At 65.5% G+C, this 19,435-nt stretch carries 19 protein-coding genes; 8 read left to right on the plus strand and 11 right to left on the minus strand.

Translation table 11 applies throughout. From position 1 onward, the window contains the following. Positions 1-13 precede the first annotated feature (13 nt). A complete protein-coding gene (locus tag ACTTAG_RS02530) occupies positions 14-772 on the minus strand; it encodes a DUF1013 domain-containing protein (protein ID WP_444464039.1) in 759 nt (252 codons plus the stop codon). Positions 773-906: 134 nt separating this feature from the next. Between ACTTAG_RS02530 and ACTTAG_RS02535 the strand changes: the two genes are divergently transcribed. Then, positions 907-1,542 carry a ribonuclease T2 family protein gene (locus ACTTAG_RS02535; RefSeq protein WP_444464040.1) on the plus strand — a complete coding sequence of 212 codons (636 nt, stop codon included), beginning with the start codon at positions 907-909 and terminating at the stop codon, positions 1,540-1,542. An 81-nt stretch (positions 1,543-1,623) separates the two neighbouring features. Here ACTTAG_RS02535 and ACTTAG_RS02540 read toward each other — a convergent pair whose 3' ends face one another. Then, the gene (locus ACTTAG_RS02540; RefSeq protein ID WP_444465181.1) at positions 1,624-2,592 is read right to left on the minus strand and encodes an NAD(P)H-quinone oxidoreductase; all 969 of its coding nucleotides are present in this window, start codon (positions 2,590-2,592) and stop codon (positions 1,624-1,626) included. Between the two features lie 17 nt (positions 2,593-2,609). After that, on the minus strand, positions 2,610-3,290 hold the full coding sequence (locus ACTTAG_RS02545; RefSeq protein ID WP_444464041.1) for a COQ9 family protein: 681 nt from the start codon (positions 3,288-3,290) through the stop codon (positions 2,610-2,612). 105 nt (positions 3,291-3,395) lie between these two features. Here ACTTAG_RS02545 and rpsU point away from each other — a divergent pair, with 105 nt between their 5' ends. Further along, on the plus strand, positions 3,396-3,602 hold the full coding sequence (gene rpsU / locus ACTTAG_RS02550) for a 30S ribosomal protein S21 (protein WP_011748553.1): 207 nt from the start codon (positions 3,396-3,398) through the stop codon (positions 3,600-3,602). Positions 3,603-3,696: 94 nt separating this feature from the next. On the opposite strand, the gene ACTTAG_RS02555 is transcribed toward rpsU, so the two are convergent. Further along, the gene (locus tag ACTTAG_RS02555) at positions 3,697-4,155 is read right to left on the minus strand and encodes an Lrp/AsnC family transcriptional regulator (RefSeq protein ID WP_444464042.1); all 459 of its coding nucleotides are present in this window, start codon (positions 4,153-4,155) and stop codon (positions 3,697-3,699) included. A gap of 139 nt (positions 4,156-4,294) precedes the next feature. Here ACTTAG_RS02555 and ald point away from each other — a divergent pair, with 139 nt between their 5' ends. Further along, the gene (gene ald, locus ACTTAG_RS02560) at positions 4,295-5,413 is read left to right on the plus strand and encodes an alanine dehydrogenase (RefSeq protein WP_444464043.1); all 1,119 of its coding nucleotides are present in this window, start codon (positions 4,295-4,297) and stop codon (positions 5,411-5,413) included. Positions 5,414-5,498: 85 nt separating this feature from the next. Here the strand turns inward: ald and ACTTAG_RS02565 are convergent, their stop codons facing one another. From ACTTAG_RS02565 to ACTTAG_RS02580, 4 genes are all read right to left on the minus strand, one after another. Continuing rightward, complete coding sequence (locus ACTTAG_RS02565; protein WP_444464044.1) at positions 5,499-6,152, minus strand: hypothetical protein; 654 nt, start codon at positions 6,150-6,152, stop codon at positions 5,499-5,501. A gap of 99 nt (positions 6,153-6,251) precedes the next feature. Beyond that, positions 6,252-7,043: an inositol monophosphatase family protein gene (locus ACTTAG_RS02570; RefSeq protein WP_444464045.1), complete on the minus strand. Its 792-nt coding sequence runs from the start codon at positions 7,041-7,043 to the stop codon at positions 6,252-6,254. 60 nt (positions 7,044-7,103) lie between these two features. Beyond that, positions 7,104-8,300, minus strand: coding sequence for an MFS transporter (locus ACTTAG_RS02575; RefSeq protein WP_444464046.1), 1,197 nt, complete (start codon positions 8,298-8,300; stop codon positions 7,104-7,106). A gap of 96 nt (positions 8,301-8,396) precedes the next feature. Next, a complete protein-coding gene (locus ACTTAG_RS02580) occupies positions 8,397-9,302 on the minus strand; it encodes a LysR family transcriptional regulator (protein ID WP_444464047.1) in 906 nt (301 codons plus the stop codon). 93 nt (positions 9,303-9,395) lie between these two features. Here ACTTAG_RS02580 and metF point away from each other — a divergent pair, with 93 nt between their 5' ends. Then, the gene (metF, locus tag ACTTAG_RS02585; RefSeq protein ID WP_444464048.1) at positions 9,396-10,262 is read left to right on the plus strand and encodes a methylenetetrahydrofolate reductase [NAD(P)H]; all 867 of its coding nucleotides are present in this window, start codon (positions 9,396-9,398) and stop codon (positions 10,260-10,262) included. Between the two features lie 100 nt (positions 10,263-10,362). Next, positions 10,363-10,857: a PaaI family thioesterase gene (locus ACTTAG_RS02590; protein ID WP_444464049.1), complete on the plus strand. Its 495-nt coding sequence runs from the start codon at positions 10,363-10,365 to the stop codon at positions 10,855-10,857. Here the strand turns inward: ACTTAG_RS02590 and ACTTAG_RS02595 are convergent. Beyond that, positions 10,806-11,954 carry a DUF2235 domain-containing protein gene (locus ACTTAG_RS02595; RefSeq protein WP_444464050.1) on the minus strand — a complete coding sequence of 383 codons (1,149 nt, stop codon included), beginning with the start codon at positions 11,952-11,954 and terminating at the stop codon, positions 10,806-10,808. The two genes, ACTTAG_RS02590 and ACTTAG_RS02595, sit on opposite strands and share 52 nt — an antisense overlap. Positions 11,955-12,080: 126 nt before the next feature. Beyond that, positions 12,081-13,226 carry a type III PLP-dependent enzyme gene (locus tag ACTTAG_RS02600; protein WP_444464051.1) on the minus strand — a complete coding sequence of 382 codons (1,146 nt, stop codon included), beginning with the start codon at positions 13,224-13,226 and terminating at the stop codon, positions 12,081-12,083. 232 nt (positions 13,227-13,458) lie between these two features. Here ACTTAG_RS02600 and ACTTAG_RS02605 point away from each other — a divergent pair, with 232 nt between their 5' ends. The 3 genes from ACTTAG_RS02605 (at position 13,459) to ACTTAG_RS02615 (ending at position 17,854) form a co-directional block, all read left to right on the plus strand. Beyond that, complete coding sequence (locus tag ACTTAG_RS02605) at positions 13,459-13,890, plus strand: Lrp/AsnC family transcriptional regulator (RefSeq protein WP_444464052.1); 432 nt, start codon at positions 13,459-13,461, stop codon at positions 13,888-13,890. A 104-nt stretch (positions 13,891-13,994) separates the two neighbouring features. Beyond that, a complete protein-coding gene (locus tag ACTTAG_RS02610; protein ID WP_444464053.1) occupies positions 13,995-14,753 on the plus strand; it encodes a VOC family protein in 759 nt (252 codons plus the stop codon). 74 nt (positions 14,754-14,827) lie between these two features. After that, the gene (locus tag ACTTAG_RS02615) at positions 14,828-17,854 is read left to right on the plus strand and encodes a valine--tRNA ligase (protein WP_444464054.1); all 3,027 of its coding nucleotides are present in this window, start codon (positions 14,828-14,830) and stop codon (positions 17,852-17,854) included. A 141-nt stretch (positions 17,855-17,995) separates the two neighbouring features. Here ACTTAG_RS02615 and ACTTAG_RS02620 read toward each other — a convergent pair whose 3' ends face one another. Beyond that, complete coding sequence (locus tag ACTTAG_RS02620) at positions 17,996-19,435, minus strand: UbiA family prenyltransferase (protein ID WP_444464055.1); 1,440 nt, start codon at positions 19,433-19,435, stop codon at positions 17,996-17,998.

Consider the following 19,435-nt stretch of genomic DNA (forward strand, 5'->3'; position numbering starts at 1 on the left):
CGCGTCGAAGCGATCAGCGGCGCGGATCGTGGCTGTCGTCTTCGTCCTCGTCGTCGTCGCCATGCGGCAGGTTGAAGAAGCTGTCGGCATCCGAGAAATCCTTCGGATCTTCCCGCTCTTCCTCGCGCGGGTCGAGGCCGAAGCCCTCGATGCCGCCGGGCAGGCGCGGTTCGGGGCTCATGCCGAGGCTTTGTTCGGTCGAGACCAGCTTGCGGCGTTCGTCATCGCTCATCACGCCATCGGCGGCGCGTTTCTTCGCGGCCTTCTGCACTTCGCTGTCCAGTTCGGATTGACGGCACAGGCCCAGCGCCACCGGGTCGATGGCGGTCATCGAGCCGATGTTCCAATGGGTCCGCTCGCGGATCGAGGCGATGGTCGGTTTCGTCGTGCCGACCAGGCGGGCGATCTGCGCATCGGCCAGTTCCGGGTGGAACTTGACCAGCCACAGGATCGCATTCGGCCGGTCCTGCCGTTTCGACAGCGGCGTGTAGCGCGGGCCGCGGCGCTTGTCCTCGCCCACGGCGGCGGCGTTGAATTTCAGACGCAGCTTGTAAAGCGGGTCCTTCTCGCCCTTTTCGATCTCGCGCGCGTCAAGCTGGTTCGAGGCGACCGGATCAAACCCCTTCACCCCCACGGCAACGTCGCCGTCGGCGATCCCCTGCACTTCCAGTTCATGCATCGAGCAGAAATCGGCGATCTGTTTGAAGGTCAGCGTCGTATTGTCCACGAGCCAAACGGCGGTGGCCTTCGCCATCAGGGGCTTGTTCGTCATCGGAGCGATCCTTTACACATATCTCTCCCGGGCCGAGAAACCGGCTGCGGCCCGGGTTCCCCCCGGCCGCGGTCCATCTCTGGTGGGGAATTGCGTATCCATATAGGGCCGAATGGCTGCGGAGGAAAGAGAAAATGAGATTTTTCGCCATTTGTGCCGCAGTTCTGCTCGCCTGTCACGCCCTTGCCGAGGGCGAGCGGGCCGGAGATTTCGACTATTATGTGCTGGCGCTGAGCTGGTCGCCCGGCTGGTGCGCGACCGACGGCAAGGGCCGGAACGCCCGGCAATGCGATCCGGGCAGCGGGGCGGATTTCGTCTTGCACGGGCTTTGGCCGCAATATGAGGCGGGCTGGCCGAGCTATTGCCGCACCACGGCCCGCGATCCCTCGCGGGCGCAATCGGCGGCGATGGCGGATGTCATGGGCTCGGATGGCGCGGCCTGGTATCAGTGGAAGAAACACGGCCGCTGTTCCGGGCTGACCGCCGCGGACTATTTCGCGACGGCGCGGCAGGCCTATGAGAGTGTCGCCATTCCCGTTCCGTTTCAGCAGCTTGCGCGGGATGTCCGGCTGCCAGCCGAAGCCGTCGAACAGGCGTTTCTGGATGCCAATCCGCGGCTTTCGCCCGAGATGGTGACGGTGACCTGCGCGGGCGAGCGGATCGACGAGGTGCGGATCTGCCTGACGAAGGATCTGGTGCCGCGGCGGTGCGGGGCGGATGTGCGGCGCGATTGCCGCAAGCCCGATGCGGTGATGGAGCGCGTGCGATAGCGGGGGCAAGGGCGTATTTGGACCAAGAAAAAGCAGCTGTGTTTTTTCTTGGTGCAAATACGCCCTTTCCGGGGGGCGTTTTCAGGAAACGCGCAGCACGATCTTGCCGATATGGGCGCTGGATTCCATGCGGGCATGGGCGGCTGGGGCCTCTTCCAGCGCGAAGGTGCTGTCGTGCACCACCTTCACCTTGCCCGCTTCGATCATCGGCCAGACCTGGGCGCGCAGCTGCCGGGCGATTTCGGCCTTGGCGGCGTCGGATTGCGGGCGCAGCGTCGCGCCGGTGAGGGTCAGGCGGCGCAGCATCACCTGGGCGAAGTTGATCTCGGCCTTCGGGCCTTCGAGGAAGGCGATGAAGACGAGCCGCCCGTCATCGGCAAGCGCCTTGATATTGCGGGCGATGTAGCTGCCGCCGACCATGTCGAGGATCAGGTTCGCACCGCCTTCGGCGCGCAGGATCTCGGCGAAATCGGCTTCGCGGTAGTTGATCGCGGTGGCGCCCAGGGCGTCGCAGGCGGCGCATTTTTCCGCGCTGCCCGCGGTGGCCCAGACCCGGGCGCCCAGCGCGCGGGCGATCTGGATCGCCGTCGTGCCGATGCCCGAGGAGCCGCCGTGCACAAGGAAACGCTCGCCCGCGGTCAGGCCGCCGCGCATCACCACGGTTGACCAGACGGTGAAGCAGGTCTCGGGCAGGCAGGCGGCGTCGCGCAGGCTGATCCCCGCGGGGACGGGCAGGGCATGGGCGGCGGGGCAGGTCGCATAATCGGCATAGCCGCCGCCCGGCAGCAGCGCGCAGACCGCATCGCCCACCGACCAGCCCGACACGCCCGGGCCCAGCGCGGCGATTCGGCCCGAACATTCGAGCCCGGGCAGATCCGAGGCACCGGGCGGGGCCTTGTAGGCGCCCGCGCGTTGCAGCGCGTCGGGGCGGTTCACCCCGGCAAAGGCGATCTCGATCAGGATTTCGCCCGGACCGGGCACCGGCACGGCGCGGCTGGCAAGTTTCAGCACCTCGGGGCCGCCGGGGGCGGTGATCTCGATGCAGCGCATCACCTGCGGCAGGGCGGTCACAGCGTTTCCCCCCGCGCCGAAAGACTGCCGGGCGCGATCCTCGGCTCGGGCGCGCGAATCGTTTCCAGAACGCCGCGCAGGCCGGGCAGGCGCATCAGCCCGCCCTTGAGCTTTTCGAACTGCAGCACGTTTTCGATCCGGTGATCGAGGAAGGCCCAGGTGTCGGCCTGCCCGGGGCTTTCGTCGCCGATCCAGAACAGCACCGTCGCCGAAAACACCCCCGAAAGCGTCAAGCGCTTGGAATACCAGTTGTAATCGCGGCTTTCATCGCCAAGGCCAAGCCAGATCGTATCGGCGGTTTCCCAGACGAGCCGCCCGCCCAGCGCCATGTTTTGCGGCAGGGCAAAGGCGGAACTGGCGCGGCGCACGAGTTCCGCATCGACAAGGCCGATGCGCATCTTGACTGCCGCCGCCACCTTGTCGCGGAAGCGAAGGCCCTGAAAATCCTGCGATTTCAGCGCCTCGGCCAAGGCGCGGTCAGCGGCGCGGTGATAGTCTGCCGCCAGATCGATGGCGCCGCGCGGGCAGACCAGACGCGCCAGCGTCGGATCGACGCCGATATCGGTCACCGCCGCCGCAAAGGCCGGATCGGACCAGCCATCGAAAGGCACATGCGGCGTGATCGCCTCGAGCAGGTCGGCCCGCAGGCGCGATGCCTCCAAATGGTCGTTTTTCATTGCTTTTCCCTTGCGCGGCAGCGGTGGACAAATGTCCGGACCTTTGCTATATGGCCGCTTCCTGCAAACTGATGCAACTCAAACTTAGGAAGGTGGTGACACCACATGCAGGTCAGCGTTCGCGACAACAACGTCGAACAAGCGCTTCGTGCCCTGAAGAAAAAACTTCAGCGCGAGGGGGTTTTTCGCGAAATGAAGCTCAAGCAGCATTTCGAAAAGCCGTCCGTGAAGAAAGCGCGCGAGAAAGCTGAAGCCGTTCGCCGTGCCCGTAAACTGGCGCGGAAGAAAGCTCAGCGCGAAGGCGCACTTTAAGAGGCGTTTGATAACGCTGGCGGGCTCGCCCGCACCGCGAACCCCCGTGGCCCAGCCACCGGGGGTTTTTGGTTTTCTGCGCGTCCCGGGCCCCTCAGATCGGCAGGGCGGTGGTCTTGAAGACGGTGCGCAGCGCGAAGGAGCTTTGCATGCCCTGCACCCCCGGCAGCCGCGCCAGTTTCGAGCGGTGGATGCGGGCGAAATCCTCGGTATCCTCGGCCACGACCTTCAGCAGGTAATCGGCCGAGCCCGCCATGAGATGGCATTCGAGCACGTCGGGGATCTTTTTCACCTCGCGTTCAAAGGCTTCCAGCACCTCGTCGGCCTGACCCGACAGCGTGATCTCGACAAAGACGGTGGTCGGACGGCCCAGGCGGCGGGCATCGAGCAGGGCGACGTAATCCTTGATGTAGCCCTCGTCCTCAAGCCGCTGCACCCGGCGGTGACAGGCCGAGGCGGAGAGGTTCACCCGCTCGGACAATTCGGCATTGGAGATCCGGCCCTGCTTTTGCAGCACGGTCAGAATGCGACGATCTGTGGCGTCAAGGCTCATGGGGGCGCAATTTTCTTCGAGGATTAGTCGGATTGATCGAAGATATGGCCGTTAAATTGTCTGTTTTGCAAGCACATTTGAACGCATTTTTCATGTCAACCAGCGCAGAGTGGGGGCAGAAATGGCAGGGAGGAACGCCATGAAGATCGGATGCGTGAAAGAGATCAAGCCGCAGGAATTCCGGGTGGGGATGACGCCCGCCGCGGCGCAGGAGGCGGTGGCGCAGGGCCATGCGGTCCTGATCGAGGCCGGGGCGGGGCTGGGCGCGGGCTTTGCCGATGCCGATTATGTCGCCGCCGGGGCGGAGATCGCGGCCGATGCTGCCACGGTCTGGGCCGAGGCCGAGATGGTGGTCAAGGTGAAGGAGCCGCAGGCCGCCGAACGGGCGCAGCTGCGCCCCGGGCAGGTGCTCTTCACCTATCTGCATCTGGCGCCCGATCCGGAACAGACCGCGGATCTGCTCAAATCCGGGGCCACCTGCATCGCCTATGAGACCGTGACCGACCGCATGGGCGGGCTGCCGCTTCTGGCGCCGATGTCCGAGGTGGCGGGGCGGCTGGCGCCGCAGGTCGGCTCCTGGGCGCTGCAAAAGGCGAATGGCGGGCGCGGTGTGCTGATGGGCGGCGTGCCCGGGGTGCGTCCGGCCCATGTGGTGATCATCGGCGGCGGCGTTGTCGGCACGGCGGCGGCGCGGGTGGCGACCGGGATGGGGGCGCATGTGACGGTGCTGGATCGTTCGATCCCGCGGCTGAGCTATCTCGACGATGTCTTCATGGGGCGGCTGACGACGCAATATTCCGACCGCGCCGCCACGGCCGAGCTGATCCGGGACGCTGACATGGTGATTGGCGCGGTGCTGGTGCCGGGGGCGGCGGCGCCGAAACTGGTCAGCCGCGCGATGCTGAAGACGATGAAACCGGGCGCGGTGCTGGTCGATGTGGCGATCGACCAGGGCGGCTGCTTCGAGACCTCAAAGGCCACGACGCATCAGGACCCGATCTACGAAGTGGATGGAATCATTCACTATTGCGTCGCGAATATGCCCGGCGCCGTGGCCCGGACCTCGACGCAGGCGCTGGGCAATGCGACGCAGCCGTTTTTGCTGGCGCTGGCGAACAAGGGCTGGCGGCAGGCCTGTGCCGACGATCCGCATCTTCTGGCCGGGCTCAATGTCCATGCGGGGCGGATCACCTGTGCTCCGGTCGGCGCGGCGCAGGGGCTGACCGCGATCGACCCGGTGACGGCGCTGAAGCTGTAAGATCGTCCCTGTTCCGGCAGGCGAGTCGGAACAGGGGCTGGTCGCGGCGGATTTCGGACAGTCTGGGCGGTCTGCGGGGGCCTGCTCAGCCCTGCGCCGGGCTTTCCGACATGCCGCGGCCGACCCGTTCGGCGATCCGCGCGGCAAGCCAGGCCGTCCAGCCCTCGGGCTGGGTGAAATGGAAGGGCGCGCCCTCGGGCATCGGGATCGGCGCCCCGGCCAGACGTGCCTCGGCCTCGAGCCGGGCGGCGGCGATGATCTGCGCCGGGCTGCGTTCCAGCGCCGCCAGCGCCAGTTCCACCGCCTCGTCCCGGCTTAACGCGGGATCGAACTGGGCGGGTTCCAGTCCCGCGCTGTCGATGAAACCGCGCAGGCGCGATTGCGCCGCCTCGATCCGCGCCACAGCGCTGTCGCGCTGATCGGCGCGAAAGGCGCGTTCCAGCGGCAGGGTTTCCTCGAACGAGGTCAGTTCCGCGCCAAGGCCGTCAATCGCCGCGGCCAGTTCCAGCGCCACGGTCCGGTCCTGCTGCAGCGCGATTTCGCTGCGGCAGGCGGAAATCATGTCGCGCAAGACCCTGATGCGGTTCACCGCGATCACATCGGCGGTTTCGGCAAAGGCAATGTCGCGGGCGGCCCGGCCAAGCTCGTCCATCGCCGATTCGAGCGGGAAGAGCGCCCCGGCAGGGCGGGCAGAGCTGTAAAGGTTTCCGGCAAGCGTCCAGGCAGCGTCGTGAAGCATCGTGCATCCCCTTCTGGTGATGCAGGAACTCTGTCACATCGGGGTGAACAAGTGGTGAACGGTCAGGGCGATGTTCGCCCTTCGTTCATGGCTTGCCGGTCAGTTCGCGGCGCGGATGATCTTGCACAGCGGCTCGAACAGCTCGCCATTGCCCGCGATCACCGTGCCGCTTTCGAAGATCGTCCGACCCTCGCGCACCGGGCCGACGAAGCCGCCCGCTTCCTTGACCAGGATCAGACCGGCCGCCATGTCCCAGGCGTTGATGCCGCGTTCCCAATAGCCGTCGTAACGGCCCGAGGCGACATAGGCGAGATCGAGCGCGGCCGAGCCGAAGCGGCGCACGCCCGCGCAGACCGGCATCAGCCGCGCCAGATCCTGCAGCGTCGCGGGCAGGGTGGAGCGGCCGCCAAAGGGCACGCCCGTCGCAAACAGTGCCTCGATCATGTTGCGCCGCCCCGACACGCGCAGCCGGCTTTCGTTCATGAAGGCGCCAAGGCCTTTTTCGGCATAGTAAAGTTCGTCCTTGGCGGCGTCGAAGACGACGCCCGCGACAACCTCGCCCTTGTGTTCGAGCGCGATCGACACCGCCCAATGCGGCAGCCCGTGCAGGAAGTTCGTGGTGCCATCGAGCGGATCGACGATCCAGCGCCGGGTCGGGTCTTCGCCCGCTTCCTCGCCGGTTTCCTCTCCCAGCCAGCCATAGGTCGGACGCGCGCCGCGCAGCTCTTCCTTGATGATCCGTTCGGCTTCGCGGTCGGCCTTGGAGACGAAATCCCCCGGACCCTTGGCCGAAACCTGCAGGTTCTCGACCTCGCGGAAGTCCTTCACCAGAGCCCGCCCCGCCTTGCGCGCGGCCTTGATCATCAGGTTGAGGTTGGCACTGCCTTGCATCGGGGACTCCTTAGGTCACAAGCGCCTGCCTTACACGGCACGGGTAAAGATTCCAAGAGGTCAGCCGCGGATCAATTCGGCGCGCCTCGGCAGCAGGATCGTCAGCACCCCCAGCACCGGCAGGGTGGAGCAGATCAGATAGACGGTGCGGATGCCCCAGTGGTCGGCCATCACCCCAAGCCCCGCCGCGGCGATGCCGCCCATGCCGAAACTGAGGCCGAAGAAGATCCCCGCCACCATGCCGACACGGCCCGGCAACAGTTCCTGCGCCAGCACGACGATGGCCGAAAAGGCCGAAGCGAGGATGAGCCCGATGCAGACCGTCAGCACGCCCGAGGCGATCAGCCCCACATGCGGCAAGGCAAGGGTGAAGGGCAGCACGCCCAGGATCGAGATCCAGATCACCACCATCGGGCCGAAACGATCCGCAATCGGCCCGCCCAGCACGGTTCCGGCCGCGACCGAGCCAAGGAACAGGAACAGCATCAGCTGCGCGGTGCGGGTATCCACCCCGAAACTCTCGATCAGGTAGAAGGTGTAGTAAGAATGCAAGGACGCCATATAGGCGTTCTTCGAAAAGGTCAGGATCACCAGCACCGAGATGGCGGCGATGGTGCGGCCGCGCGACAGCGGCAGGGTCTTGTCCACCGGCCTTTTCGCCCGCGCGGCCAGATGGCTGGCATACCAGCGGCTGACCTGCATCAGCACGATCCCCGACAGCACGGCAAGCGCGGCAAAGATCGCGACCGAGGGGCGGCCGAAGGGCAGCACGACGAAGGCCGCCAGCAGCGGACCGATCGAGGTGCCGAAATTGCCGCCGACCTGAAACACCGATTGCGCAAGGCCAAACCGCCCGCCGGAGGCGACGCGGGCGACGCGGCTGCTTTCCGGGTGAAAGATCGCCGAGCCCAGCCCCACCAGCATCGCCGCCGCGATCAGCGCCGGGTAGCTTGGCGCAAAGGCCAGCCCCATCACGCCCAGAAAGGTGCAGCACGACGCCAGCGGCAGCGACCAGGGCTGCGGTTTCGCATCGGTGTAAATCCCGATCGCCGGTTGCAAAAGCGAGGCCGTGCCTTGGAAGGCCAGCGTCAAAAGCCCGATCTGCCAATATTGCAGCGCGAAATCCGCCTTCAGGATCGGATAGATCGAGGACAGCATCGACTGCATCACATCATTGAGCATGTGACAGGCGGACACGGCCAGAAGGATCGGGAACACGGTCGCCTGAGCGGCGCGCGGCTGGGGAATGGCGGTCATCGGAGGTCCTCGGACTGAAGCCGCGATCTAACGCCGGGGCCGCGGGGCCGTCACGCGCAACTTTGTGACGGTTACATCACCCTTGCGTGACGGGGCTTACGCCCGCTGCAGCTTCACCGGTTCCGTCCGCGCCAGCCGCAGGAAATGCGCCATATAGGGCTCTGTCACGTCTTCCTCGCGCGTGGCCGCATAAAGCCGCTTCGTCAGACCCTGTTCGGTGACGCGCTTGGTGACATAGTCGGGCTGGTATTTCGCCTCGCGCAGCACCCAGTCGGGCAGCACGGCGACGCCCCGCCCCGAGGCGACGAGCATCAGGATCACCGTCGTCAGTTCCACCTGCCGATGCGCTTTCGGCTCCACCTTGGCGGGCGTCAGAAGCAGCGAGAACACATCCGACCGCGCCCGGTCGATCGGATAGGTCAAAAGCGTCTGATCGGCGAAATCCTCGGCCACGACAAAGGGTTTCGCGGCCAGCGGGCTGTTGGCCGAAGCGATGAAGGTGGGCGAATAGTCGAACAGAGGGTTGAAGGTGATGCCCTCGATCCGCTCGGGGTCGGAGGAGATCACCAGATCGACATCTTCGCGCGCCAGCGCCTGCAGCGCGGTGAAGGCGAGGCCCGGGCGAATGTCGATGTCGATCTCCGGCCAGATGCGGCGAAAGGCTTCCAGAACCGGAAAGAGCCAGTCGAAACAGGCGTGGCATTCGATGGCGATATGCAGCCGCCCGGCCCGTCCCTGCCGGATCGCGGCGAATTCCGCCTCGGTCGCGTCGATCTCGGGCAGGATGCGCTCGGCCAAGCGCAGCAGTTTCAGCCCCGCCGCGGACAGGCGCAAGGGCTTGGAGCGACGCGCAAAAAGCTCGACGCCCGCCTGATCTTCCAGACCCTTCACCTGATGCGACAGCGCCGATTGCGTGATGTGCAGGATGTCGGCGGCCCTTGCCAGACCGCCTGCATCGTGAATGGCCTTGATCGTGCGCAGATGCCGAAACTCGATGTGCATTATGAGGCGGCCTCATCACCTTCTTGAAGATTATGAATTTGTCTCACATCGCGGAATCGGCGACAAGGGGGCAACACAAAAAGGACGCCCCCGATGACCACGCCGCATGTCAGCTTTGAATTCTTCCCGCCGCAGACGCTTGATGCCTCGTTCCGGCTGTGGGAGACGGCGCAGGTTCTGGCGCCGCTCAAGCCCGGTTTCGTGTCCGTGACCTATGGCGCGGGCGGTACCACGCGCAAGCTGACGCATGAGGCCGTGGCGGCGATCCACAAGAATTACGGGCTGAATGTCGCCGCGCATCTGACCTGCGTCGATGCGACGAAAGCCGAAACGCAAGAGATCATCGACGCTTATGCCGACGCCGGCGTGACCGAGATCGTCGCGCTGCGCGGGGATCCGCCGAAAGGCGCCGCCCGCTTCACGCCCCATCCCGAGGGGTTCGCCTCCTCGGTCGATCTGATCGAATGGCTGGCCAAGGACGGCCGCTTCACGCTGCGCTGCGGCGCTTACCCGGAACCGCATCCGGAAGCCGCCGACACTTTCGCCGATGTGCGTTGGCTGAAACGGAAATGCGAGGCGGGCGCCACCTCGGCGATCACGCAATTCTTCTTTGAGGCCGAGACCTTCTTCCGCTTCCGCGATGCCTGCGTGAAGGAAGGGATCACCGCGAAGATCATCCCGGGCATTCTGCCGATCCAGTCCTGGAAAGGCGCCAAGGGCTTTGCGCAGCGCTGCGGCACCTCGATCCCGACCTGGGTCGAAGAGGCCTTCGACCATGCGATCCGCGACGACCGCGAACAGCTGCTGGCCACGGCGCTGTGCACGGAGCTGTGCGACAACCTGATCGCGGGCGGGGTGGAGGATCTGCATTTCTACACGTTGAACCGGCCGCAAATGACCCGCGACGTCTGCCATGCGCTGGGCGTCAACCCGGATGTGGTGCTGGAAAACGTCGCCTGATCCGATCGGCGGATCTGACGCAACGGAACTTTCACGGGGGGCTTCGGCCCCCTTTTCCGTTTCTTTCCCCTGCGTCACGCTGGCGCAAAGGGAGAGAGAGATGACCGAACCGAAATATGCCGCTGGCCCCGCGGATTTCCTGACGCTCAATGAGGTGCAGGCGATGACCGGGCTTGAGTACATGCGGGCGATGCTGGCGGGGCAGGTGCCGACGACGACTTTTGCGCGCGGCTGCAATTATCGCATCACCCGGGTCGAGCCCGGTCTGGTCGAAGTGACCGGCACGCCGGGGCACGAGCACACCAACGCCTTTGGCGGCGTGCATGGCGGCTGGTATGGGGTGCTTCTGGATACGGCGCTGACCTGTGCGGTGATCACCGGGCTGAAGCGCGGGCAGTATCAGACGACGACCGAATACAAGGTCAACATGCTGCGCGCGATTCCCTTGGGCACCGAGGTCCGCGCCATCGGCCGGGTCGAGCATGTCGGACGGTCGACCGGGGTCGCGCGGGGGGAAATCGTCGGGCTGACCGATGGCAAGACCTATGCCCTTGGCACCGCCACATGTCTGATCATGGGGGCCTCGGCCGGATAGGGCGCCAGCGCCAGGTCCGGTCTCGGGCCGCGGCGCTTCAGCCCGGTGCCGACGCGGATCCACCATTCCAGCTTGCGCTTGCGCACCGAATCGTGCAGCCGCTCCGACCCGTCCACGCCCACCCGGCGCGGCTGGCGCATGATGAAGAACTTGCCCCAGCCGCCCCAGCTGCCGACCGAAGGGGCGGCAGGATCGCAGGGAAACTCTGCCCGCCAGCCCGCGGGCAGGGCCAGGCCAAGACCCTCGGCCTGTTCCAGCATCCAGACCAGCGGAATGTTCGACAAGGGCCGGGCCGCATCATACTCGGCCAGTTGCCCGCCCACATCGGCATGACAGCCGCGAAACCAGACCTGTTCGATCCGCGTGGCGCCGGTGCCGTCGCTGTTCCACAGAAGCGGCGAGAGCACCGGCCGCGTCTCGTGCAGGGCGAGCGCCTGAAACCCGTGCCGGACCGACCGGCCCAGCCGATGATCGTGAAACCGCACCCGGTCCGCGCTCAGCGTCCAGAACAGCGGCAGCCGCACCCCCAGCGCCGCCACCGTGTCGAAGACGCCGACCATCTCGATCGGCGCGGTCGCATGACAGAGCGCATCGCGAAAGGCCGTGGGCGAGACCTCGGCCCGGTAATGCCGCCAGGCCTGTTCCACGTTGCGTTCGGTCGCGGCATCCTTGCGCAATAGGCCCACCCGGTCGATCAGCCCGGCCAGCGAGCGCGCGGCAAAGGCGCCGCGGGAATAGCCGATCAGAAAGATCCGGTCGCCCGGCCGATAGCGCATGGCCAGCCAGCCATAAGCGCGCAGGATCTGCGCCTCCACCCCCCAGCCCAGCCAGATGTCCTTGAGATCGCGCCATTCGCGATATTGCAGCCCCTTGCCATAATAGACCGAGGCCCGCGGCGAGGCCCGGCGCAAAAAGCGGTAAATCACCCCGATCGAAGTCAGATGCGCCTGCGACAGCGAGCCAAGCGTGCCGTCAAGCAGCACCACATGATCGACAGGGCCCCGCGCCGGGCGCGCAGAGGGAGAGGCATCAACACGCGCCGTCCCGGCCTTGCGTTGCCGCCAGTTCCCGATCACGCGATGAAACAGTCCGACCATGACGCGACCCCATCGCCCTGCGGCATTGAATGTTAACGGCCCTGTCCTGAACTTAGGACAAGGCCGTTAATCCTCAATTACGCACGCGCCAAAGTGTCGCGGATGTCGGCACCTGTTGCTTTCGGGTCAGCCTTTCAGCGCCAGCGCGGTGACGATTTCCATCTGCCCGAAGCCGTTGAAGCGGGTGTTGGTGGCCGAGCAATAGGCGCCCATGCCGTGGAACACCACATAATCGCCCTCGGCCAGTTCGGCGGGCAGGGCCACGTCGCCCGGCAGACGGTCGACCGAATCGCAGGTCGGGCCGAAGACGATCCGCTCGACCATGTCGCCGCCGCGCTCGAACCCCTCGGGCGACCAGACCTCGATCCGCTCGATGTTGCCGATCAGCGGCAGTTCCGCCAGACCGCCATAGACGCCGTCGTTCAGGAACACATGCGTGTCGTCGCGCAGCGCCTTGACCTTGGTGATATGGGTGAAGGCATCGCCCACCAGGCCGCGGCCCGGTTCGCAGACCAGAATCGGACGGTCAGAGCCGAAGGCCTCGGTGGTGGCGCGGTCGATCAGCGCGAAGATGTCTTCGAGCACCGGGGCCGGGCCCATCTTGCGATGGTTCGGGAAGCCGCCGCCAACGTTCAGCCGATGCGCCCGCACGCCCGCGGTGGCACAGATTTCCGAGGCGACCAGGATATAGGCCTCCCAGGCGGCCGGATCGGTGCATTGCGTGCCCGGATGGAAGGTGAGCGAGGGGATGAACCCGGCCTCTGCCGCGCGGCGCAGAAGCTCCGCCGCCAGATCGGCCGTCGCGCCGAATTTGGCGCCGAAGTTATAGGCGGCACCCTGCACCGGCAGCTTGAAGCGCACCGAGATTTCGCACCCCTCGGTCGGCACCATCTCGATCAGCTTGTCCAGCTCCGACCGCGAATCGACCGACCAGGTCTTCACGCCTGCCCGCACCGCATGGGCGATTTCCTCGCGCCCGCGCACCGGGTTGTGGTAGTGCAGCGCAGCCCCGGGGGCGAGACGACGAATGAGGTCGATCTCGTAGGGCGAAGCGACGTCGAACCCCTTGATGCCCGCGGCGACAAGGTTCTGGATCACCATCTCATCCGGGTTCGACTTCACCGCATAGGTGACGACGCCCGGAAAGCCCTTGAGGAACCGCCGCGCGGTTGCCTGCAACGCGGTGGGCGAGAACACCAGCACCGGATGATCGGGTTGTTTCGTCCGGATGATTTCGGACGGTTGAGTCCAAATAGTCTTGGAAAGTCCCATCGGCTTCTCCTCGCCAATAGAACGCAGCCACCTCTTGCCCCGGCTTGTTACGGGTGGGGAGACGCTTACGACGCGTTTCGACCTAACCCAGGCCAGGTGCGTATGAGCCGCCCTTTTCCTGCTCTCTCAGAATGCGCGATATGATGCACATTTTCACCGATCAAAAGAGTAGAAATGCGTCGATCTATCGTTATAATGACGAAAGCATCGGTCAATCTGTAAGTGTTGCACAATGGACGAACTTGATACGGCAATCGTGGGGCTGCTCTCGGGCGACGCCCGGATTTCGGTGGCGACTTTGTCGCGAAAACTGAAAGTTGCGCGCTCCACCATTCAGGCCCGGCTGGAGCGGCTGGAGACCTCGGGCGTGATCGCGGGCTACACGGTGAAGCTGGGCGAAGCGGCCCGGGCGGGGCGGCTGCGGGCGACCGTTCTGCTGATGGTCGAGCCCCGCGCGCAGGCGGGCATCCTGACCCGGCTGAAGTCGATCCCCGAGGTCGAACGGATCTCGACCACCTCGGGGCGGATCGACCTTTTGTTGCAGGTGGCGGCGAACTCGACGGCGCAGCTCGATGTGGTTCTGGACCAGATCGGCGAGATGCAGGGGGTGCGCAGTTCCGAAAGCCTCATTCATCTGAGCACGAAACTGGATCGCGCCGTGTGACACCGTGCGGCGGCGCTCAGACTGTTGTTCGGGCCCCCAAAGGGCTATGCTAAGTCTGGAACAAGCTCCCGGCCGCGAGGTTTCGGGGACCGGAGGAGATGCCAATGTCCTTTCACGGGCTTCCATGCTGGTTCGAGCTGATGGCGCGCGATCTTGATGCGGCGCAGGCGTTCTATACCGATGTGTTGGGCTGGGCTTGGGGGGCGGATGCGCGGGCCGGGTTCGACTATCGGCTCGCCCGGTCCGGAGAGGCTCTCGTCGCCGGTCTGATGCCGGTCGCGATCTGCCCCGAAGGCACGCCGATCAGCTGGATGCCCTATTTCGCGGTCGATGATTGCGATGCGACGACGGAGCTTGCCGAGATGATCGGCGGTTTCGTCTGGAAGTCCCCCGCCGACATCCCCGGCACCGGGCGCTTTGCCGTTCTGGCCGATCCGGCGGGGGCGGTCTTCGGTATCCTGGCGCCGCTGCCGATGGACCTGCCGCCAGCAAGCGGGGCCTGGAACCCCGCCCGTGCCGGACATGGTGCGGCGCTCGATCTTTGTCATCCGCTGCCCGAGACGGCGCTGCGCTTCTACAACCGGCTGTTTGGCTGGAGCGCCGCGCCCGGTCCGCAAGAGACCCTGACGCTTCTGGCGCGCGACGGGCGGGGCATCGGTCGCATCACCGGGCTTGGGGTGGCGCCGCTGCCGAACTGGCATTGCGGCTTTGCCGTGCCGGATCTGGCGGCATCGGCGGCGCGGGCCGAGGCCTTGGGGGCGACGGTGATCCGCCTGCCCGCGCACGACCCCCGGGCCGCGACTGCGGTGATCGTGCGCGATCCCCAAGGTGCCTGGTTCGATCTGAGCGCCCCGAAACCCTGATTGCACTGCGTCAAAGGCTTTTCCTTGCAAGGAGCCCGCGCTAAACAGCGTCAAGCCCTGAAAGGACAGAACCGATGAGCATGGAAAAGACCTTCGACGCGCGCGAGGCCGAGCCGCGGCTTTATGCGAAATGGGAACAGGCAGGCGCCTTCAAGGCCGGGGCGAATGCCTCGCGCCCCGAGACCTTCTGCATCATGATCCCGCCGCCGAATGTCACCGGGGCGCTGCACGTTGGCCATGCCTTCAACAACACGGTGCAGGACATCCTGATCCGCTGGCACCGGATGCGCGGTTTCGACACGCTCTGGCAGCCGGGGCAGGACCATGCGGGCATCGCCACCCAGCTGATGGTGGAAAAGGAACTGGCGAAGACCCAGCAGCCCTCGCGCGCGGATCTGGGCCGCGACGAATTCCTGAAGAAGGTCTGGGAATGGAAGGGCAAATACGGCTCGACCATCATCAACCAGCTGAAACGGCTGGGCTCGTCCTGCGACTGGGAGCGCAACGCCTTCACCATGTCCGGCGCGCCGAATGCCCCCGCGGGCGAGGAGGGCAACTTCCATGACGCGGTGATCAAGGTCTTTGTCGATCTTTACAACAAGGGGCTGATCTACCGCGGCAAGCGGCTGGTGAACTGGGACCCCCATTTCGAGACCGCGATTTCCGATCTGGAAGTCGAGAATATCGAAGTGGCCGGGCACATGTGGCACTTCAAATACCCGCTCGCGGGCGGGGAGACCTATGAATATGTGGAAAAGGACGCCGAGGGGAATGTGACCCTGCGCGAGACGCGCGACTACATTTCCATTGCCACGACGCGGCCCGAAACCATGCTGGGCGATGGCGCGGTGGCGGTGCATCCCAGTGACGAACGCTATGCCCCCATCGTCGGCAAGCTCTGCGAAATCCCGGTGGGGCCCAAGGAACACCGGCGTCTGATCCCGATCATCACCGACGAATATCCCGATCCGACCTTCGGCTCGGGCGCGGTGAAGATCACCGGCGCACATGATTTCAACGACTATCAGGTCGCCAAGCGGGCGGGCCTGCCGCTCTATCGGCTGATGGACACCCGGGCGAAGATGCGCGCCGACGGGGCGGATTACGAAACCTGCGCCCTCCGGGCGATGGAGATTTCGCGCGGCGCCGCCTTCACCGAGGCCGAGGTCGACACGCTGAACCTGATCCCCGACAATCTGCGCGGACTGGATCGTTACGAGGCCCGCAAGATCGTGGTCGAGGAGATCAACGCCGAGGGTCTGGCGGTGATGATCGCCAATCCGAAGGCGGGCGAGGACGGCCAGCCCGATCTGATCCCCTATGTCGAAGCCAAGCCGATCATGCAGCCCTTTGGCGACCGCTCGAAAGTGGTGATCGAGCCGATGCTGACGGATCAGTGGTATGTGGACGCCGAAAAGGTCGTCGGCCCGGCGCTGGACGCCGTGCGGACCGGCAAGACGAAGATCATGCCCGAGGCGGGCGAGAAGACCTATTACCACTGGCTTGAGAATATCGAGCCCTGGTGCATCTCGCGCCAGCTCTGGTGGGGGCACCAGATCCCGGTGTGGTATGACTCCAGAGGCAACACTTTCTGCGCTGCCTCTGTTGAAGATGCAATCGAGCAGGCCAAGGCGAAGTATCTGGAATTGTATCCCGATATGCGGATCGAGCCCTACGATGCGGGTTCGGTTGATAGTGACCAGGTTGGGGTTGAAGGCATCGCCCGCAGTGAGCGTGCCGAATTGCAAACCTTCGGCCTTGGCTTGCAACTGTCTGGTAGTGGCGCGGTTCTGATGCCGCTGACGCGTGACCCCGATGTGCTCGATACTTGGTTCTCCTCCGGCCTCTGGCCGATCGGCACGCTGGGCTGGCCGGCGGACACCGAGGAAATGCGCAAGTATTTCCCCACCGATGTTCTGGTGACGGGCTTTGACATCCTGTTCTTCTGGGTCGCCCGGATGATGATGATGCAGCTTGCCGTGACCGGGGACATCCCGTTCCACACCGTCTACCTGCACCAGCTCGTCCGCGACGAGAAGGGCAAGAAGATGTCGAAGACGGCGGGCAACGTCATCGACCCGCTGGAAATCATCGACGAATTCGGCGCCGATGCGCTGCGCTTCACCAATGCCTCGATGGCCGCCATCGGCGGCGTGCTGAAACTCTCGAAAGACCGCATCGCGGGCTATCGCAACTTCGGCACGAAGCTGTGGAACGCCACCCGCTTTGCCGAGATGAACGGCGTCTTCGAGGCCGAAGTCGCGGGCATCCCGCAACCGACGCAAACCGTGAACCGCTGGATCATCGGCGAAACCGCCAAGGTCCGGGCCGAGGTCGATGCGGCCTTTGAAAGCTATCGCTTCAACGATGCGGCGAATGCGCTTTACGGCTTTGTCTGGGGCAAGGTCTGCGACTGGTATGTGGAATTCGCCAAACCGCTTTTCGATGGCGAGCATGCCGCCGAAACGCGGGCCACGATGCGCTGGGTGCTGGATCAGTGCTACATCCTGCTGCATCCGATCATGCCCTTCATCACCGAAGAGCTCTGGGGCCTGACCGGCACCCGCGCGAAGATGCTGGTTCATGCCGACTGGCCAACCTACGGCGCCGAGCTGATCGACGCCGAGGCGGATCGGGAAATGAACTGGGTGATCGCCCTGATCGAGGAAATCCGGTCTTCCCGCGCGCAAATGGGCGTGCCCGTGGCGCTGAAGCTGCCGATGGTGCTGGCCGAGGCCGAGCCCCAAGCCCGCGCGGCACTGGCGCGAAACGAGGCGCTCATTCTGCGCATGGCCCGGCTTGAGGCGATCACCGAAGGCACGGTCGCCAAGGGCTCGATCTCGATCCCGGCGGCGGGGGCATTGTTCGGTCTGCCGCTCGAAGGGGTGATCGACGTGGCCGCCGAAAAGGCCCGGCTCGAAAAGGCGCTGGCCAAGGTCGGGAAAGAGGCGGCGGGGCTGAAGGCGCGGTTTGCCAACCCGAAATTCGTGGCGAATGCCGCCGAAGAGGTGATCGAGGAAGCCCGCGAAAACCTGGCCGCGCGCGAGGAAGAGGCGGCGAAGATCGGTGCCGCGCTCAAGCGTCTGGCCGAACTCGGATAGAAGAAGGGGGGGCGCTGCCCCCCGCTTCGCTCCCCCCGGGATATTTTCACCAAGGTGAAAGGGCCAAAGGCTCTGTTTTCACCTTGGCGCAAATATCCCACGGGGGTGCGGGGGTGTGAAACCCCCGCCACTGCCGCCGGTTCAGCCGCCCATCCCGAACCATTGCGCCCAAAGGCCCGCGGCCCAGAACATCAGGCTCAGCGTCATCATCAGGATGCCAAGCCCGAACTTGTCGCGCAGGGCAAAGACGATCGGGTCGTAATCCTGCTTGCCGAACCAGCCAAGCGCCACCATGCGCACCAGCCACCAGCCCATCGGCAGCATGGCGAGCCACAAAAGCCAGGTGTCGGGATAAAGCATCCGCCCCTGATCCGAGATCGAGTACAGGAAGAAGATCACCAGCGCGCCGACGACGCCGATCCCGGCGACATTGAGCAGATCGCCGCGGTCCGGACGGCCATAGCCGCGGCCGGGCAGGCGGTCGTCATTGGTGGCCAGCGTCAGCTCCGTCAGCCGTTTGACACAGCCGAGGCTGAGGAAGATCGGGAAGATGAAGATCAGCATGTAGATCGAGACATCGACCCGGGCCGCCGCCGCCCCCGCGATGACGCGGATCGTGTAAAGCGCGGCAAGGGTGGTGATATCGACCCAGCGCATCCGTTTCAGCCGCAACGAATAGGCGAGCGAGGTGGCCATATAAAGCACCACGATGCCGAAGAAGACGGCATTCAGCGCCGCCGCGATGCCCAGCGCGGCAACCCCAAGACCGGCACCGGCGATCATCCCCACCTGGATCGGCACCGCCCCGCTGGCAAAGGGGCGGCGGCATTTCGTCGGATGCAGCCGGTCGGCTTCAAGGTCGAGCAGGTCGTTGACGATGTAGATCGCGGAAGCGGCGAAAGAGAAGGCCAGCATGGCCAAAAGGATCGGGATCAGCGTGGCCGCGTCGAAGCGATGCGCCGCGATCATCGGCAGCAAGAGCAGGAGGTTCTTCACCCATTGATGCGGCCGCAGCGCTTTCAGCAGCGCCTCGGGCGCCCAGCCGCCGGGCAGGGTCACCACGCCGATGCCGCGCGCGGGCAGGGCGGCCGTCTCGGGCACCCGGCCCACCACCACCGCGGTTTCGGCATGTTCCCAGACCGCCATGTCGGCGGCCTCGTTGCCGGCATAGACGAAGCCGCGCGGCCCGAAGGCCCGCACCAGCGCCCCGGCCTTGGCCGCGCCCTTCAGGTTCAGCCGCCCGTCCGAGGCGAAGACCCGCTCCGACAGCCCGTGATCGGCCGCCAGCCGCGCCACCAGCCCCCGATCCGAGGCCGAGGCCAGACAGACCTCGCGGCCTTCTTCCTGCGCCTTGATCGCCACCTCGGCGACGCCGGGATGCAGCGGCATCAGATCGGTGCGCAGCGGCACCAAGGCGGCCAGGTCGGACTTGAGCCGGGCCGGGTCGCCAAGACCCGTCGCGGCGATGCGCAGCGTGGCCAGCGGATTGCGGCCCAGCCCGGCCCAGAAGCTTTCATAAAGCAGATCGGTGCGCAGAAAGGTGCCATCGACATCCAGCACCAGCGGTTTCACGTCCGTCAT

Source organism: Rhodobacter capsulatus (assembly GCF_052363185.1).
Taxonomy (GTDB): domain Bacteria; phylum Pseudomonadota; class Alphaproteobacteria; order Rhodobacterales; family Rhodobacteraceae; genus Rhodobacter; species Rhodobacter capsulatus_E.

Bases quoted from the DNA above. Each gene is read 5' to 3' on its own strand.
- ACTTAG_RS02530 (WP_444464039.1), bottom strand. From the start codon at position 772: ATGACGAACAAGCCCCTGATGGCGAAGGCCACCGCCGTTTGGCTCGTG.
- ACTTAG_RS02535 (WP_444464040.1), top strand. From the start codon at position 907: ATGAGATTTTTCGCCATTTGTGCCGCAGTTCTGCTCGCCTGTCACGCC.
- ACTTAG_RS02540 (WP_444465181.1), bottom strand. From the start codon at position 2,592: ATGCGCTGCATCGAGATCACCGCCCCCGGCGGCCCCGAGGTGCTGAAA.
- ACTTAG_RS02545 (WP_444464041.1), bottom strand. From the start codon at position 3,290: ATGAAAAACGACCATTTGGAGGCATCGCGCCTGCGGGCCGACCTGCTC.
- rpsU (WP_011748553.1), top strand. From the start codon at position 3,396: ATGCAGGTCAGCGTTCGCGACAACAACGTCGAACAAGCGCTTCGTGCC.
- ACTTAG_RS02555 (WP_444464042.1), bottom strand. From the start codon at position 4,155: ATGAGCCTTGACGCCACAGATCGTCGCATTCTGACCGTGCTGCAAAAG.
- ald (WP_444464043.1), top strand. From the start codon at position 4,295: ATGAAGATCGGATGCGTGAAAGAGATCAAGCCGCAGGAATTCCGGGTG.
- ACTTAG_RS02565 (WP_444464044.1), bottom strand. From the start codon at position 6,152: ATGCTTCACGACGCTGCCTGGACGCTTGCCGGAAACCTTTACAGCTCT.
- ACTTAG_RS02570 (WP_444464045.1), bottom strand. From the start codon at position 7,043: ATGCAAGGCAGTGCCAACCTCAACCTGATGATCAAGGCCGCGCGCAAG.
- ACTTAG_RS02575 (WP_444464046.1), bottom strand. From the start codon at position 8,300: ATGACCGCCATTCCCCAGCCGCGCGCCGCTCAGGCGACCGTGTTCCCG.
- ACTTAG_RS02580 (WP_444464047.1), bottom strand. From the start codon at position 9,302: ATGCACATCGAGTTTCGGCATCTGCGCACGATCAAGGCCATTCACGAT.
- metF (WP_444464048.1), top strand. From the start codon at position 9,396: ATGACCACGCCGCATGTCAGCTTTGAATTCTTCCCGCCGCAGACGCTT.
- ACTTAG_RS02590 (WP_444464049.1), top strand. From the start codon at position 10,363: ATGACCGAACCGAAATATGCCGCTGGCCCCGCGGATTTCCTGACGCTC.
- ACTTAG_RS02595 (WP_444464050.1), bottom strand. From the start codon at position 11,954: ATGGTCGGACTGTTTCATCGCGTGATCGGGAACTGGCGGCAACGCAAG.
- ACTTAG_RS02600 (WP_444464051.1), bottom strand. From the start codon at position 13,226: ATGGGACTTTCCAAGACTATTTGGACTCAACCGTCCGAAATCATCCGG.
- ACTTAG_RS02605 (WP_444464052.1), top strand. From the start codon at position 13,459: ATGGACGAACTTGATACGGCAATCGTGGGGCTGCTCTCGGGCGACGCC.
- ACTTAG_RS02610 (WP_444464053.1), top strand. From the start codon at position 13,995: ATGTCCTTTCACGGGCTTCCATGCTGGTTCGAGCTGATGGCGCGCGAT.
- ACTTAG_RS02615 (WP_444464054.1), top strand. From the start codon at position 14,828: ATGAGCATGGAAAAGACCTTCGACGCGCGCGAGGCCGAGCCGCGGCTT.
- ACTTAG_RS02620 (WP_444464055.1), bottom strand. From the start codon at position 19,435: ATGACGGACGTGAAACCGCTGGTGCTGGATGTCGATGGCACCTTTCTG.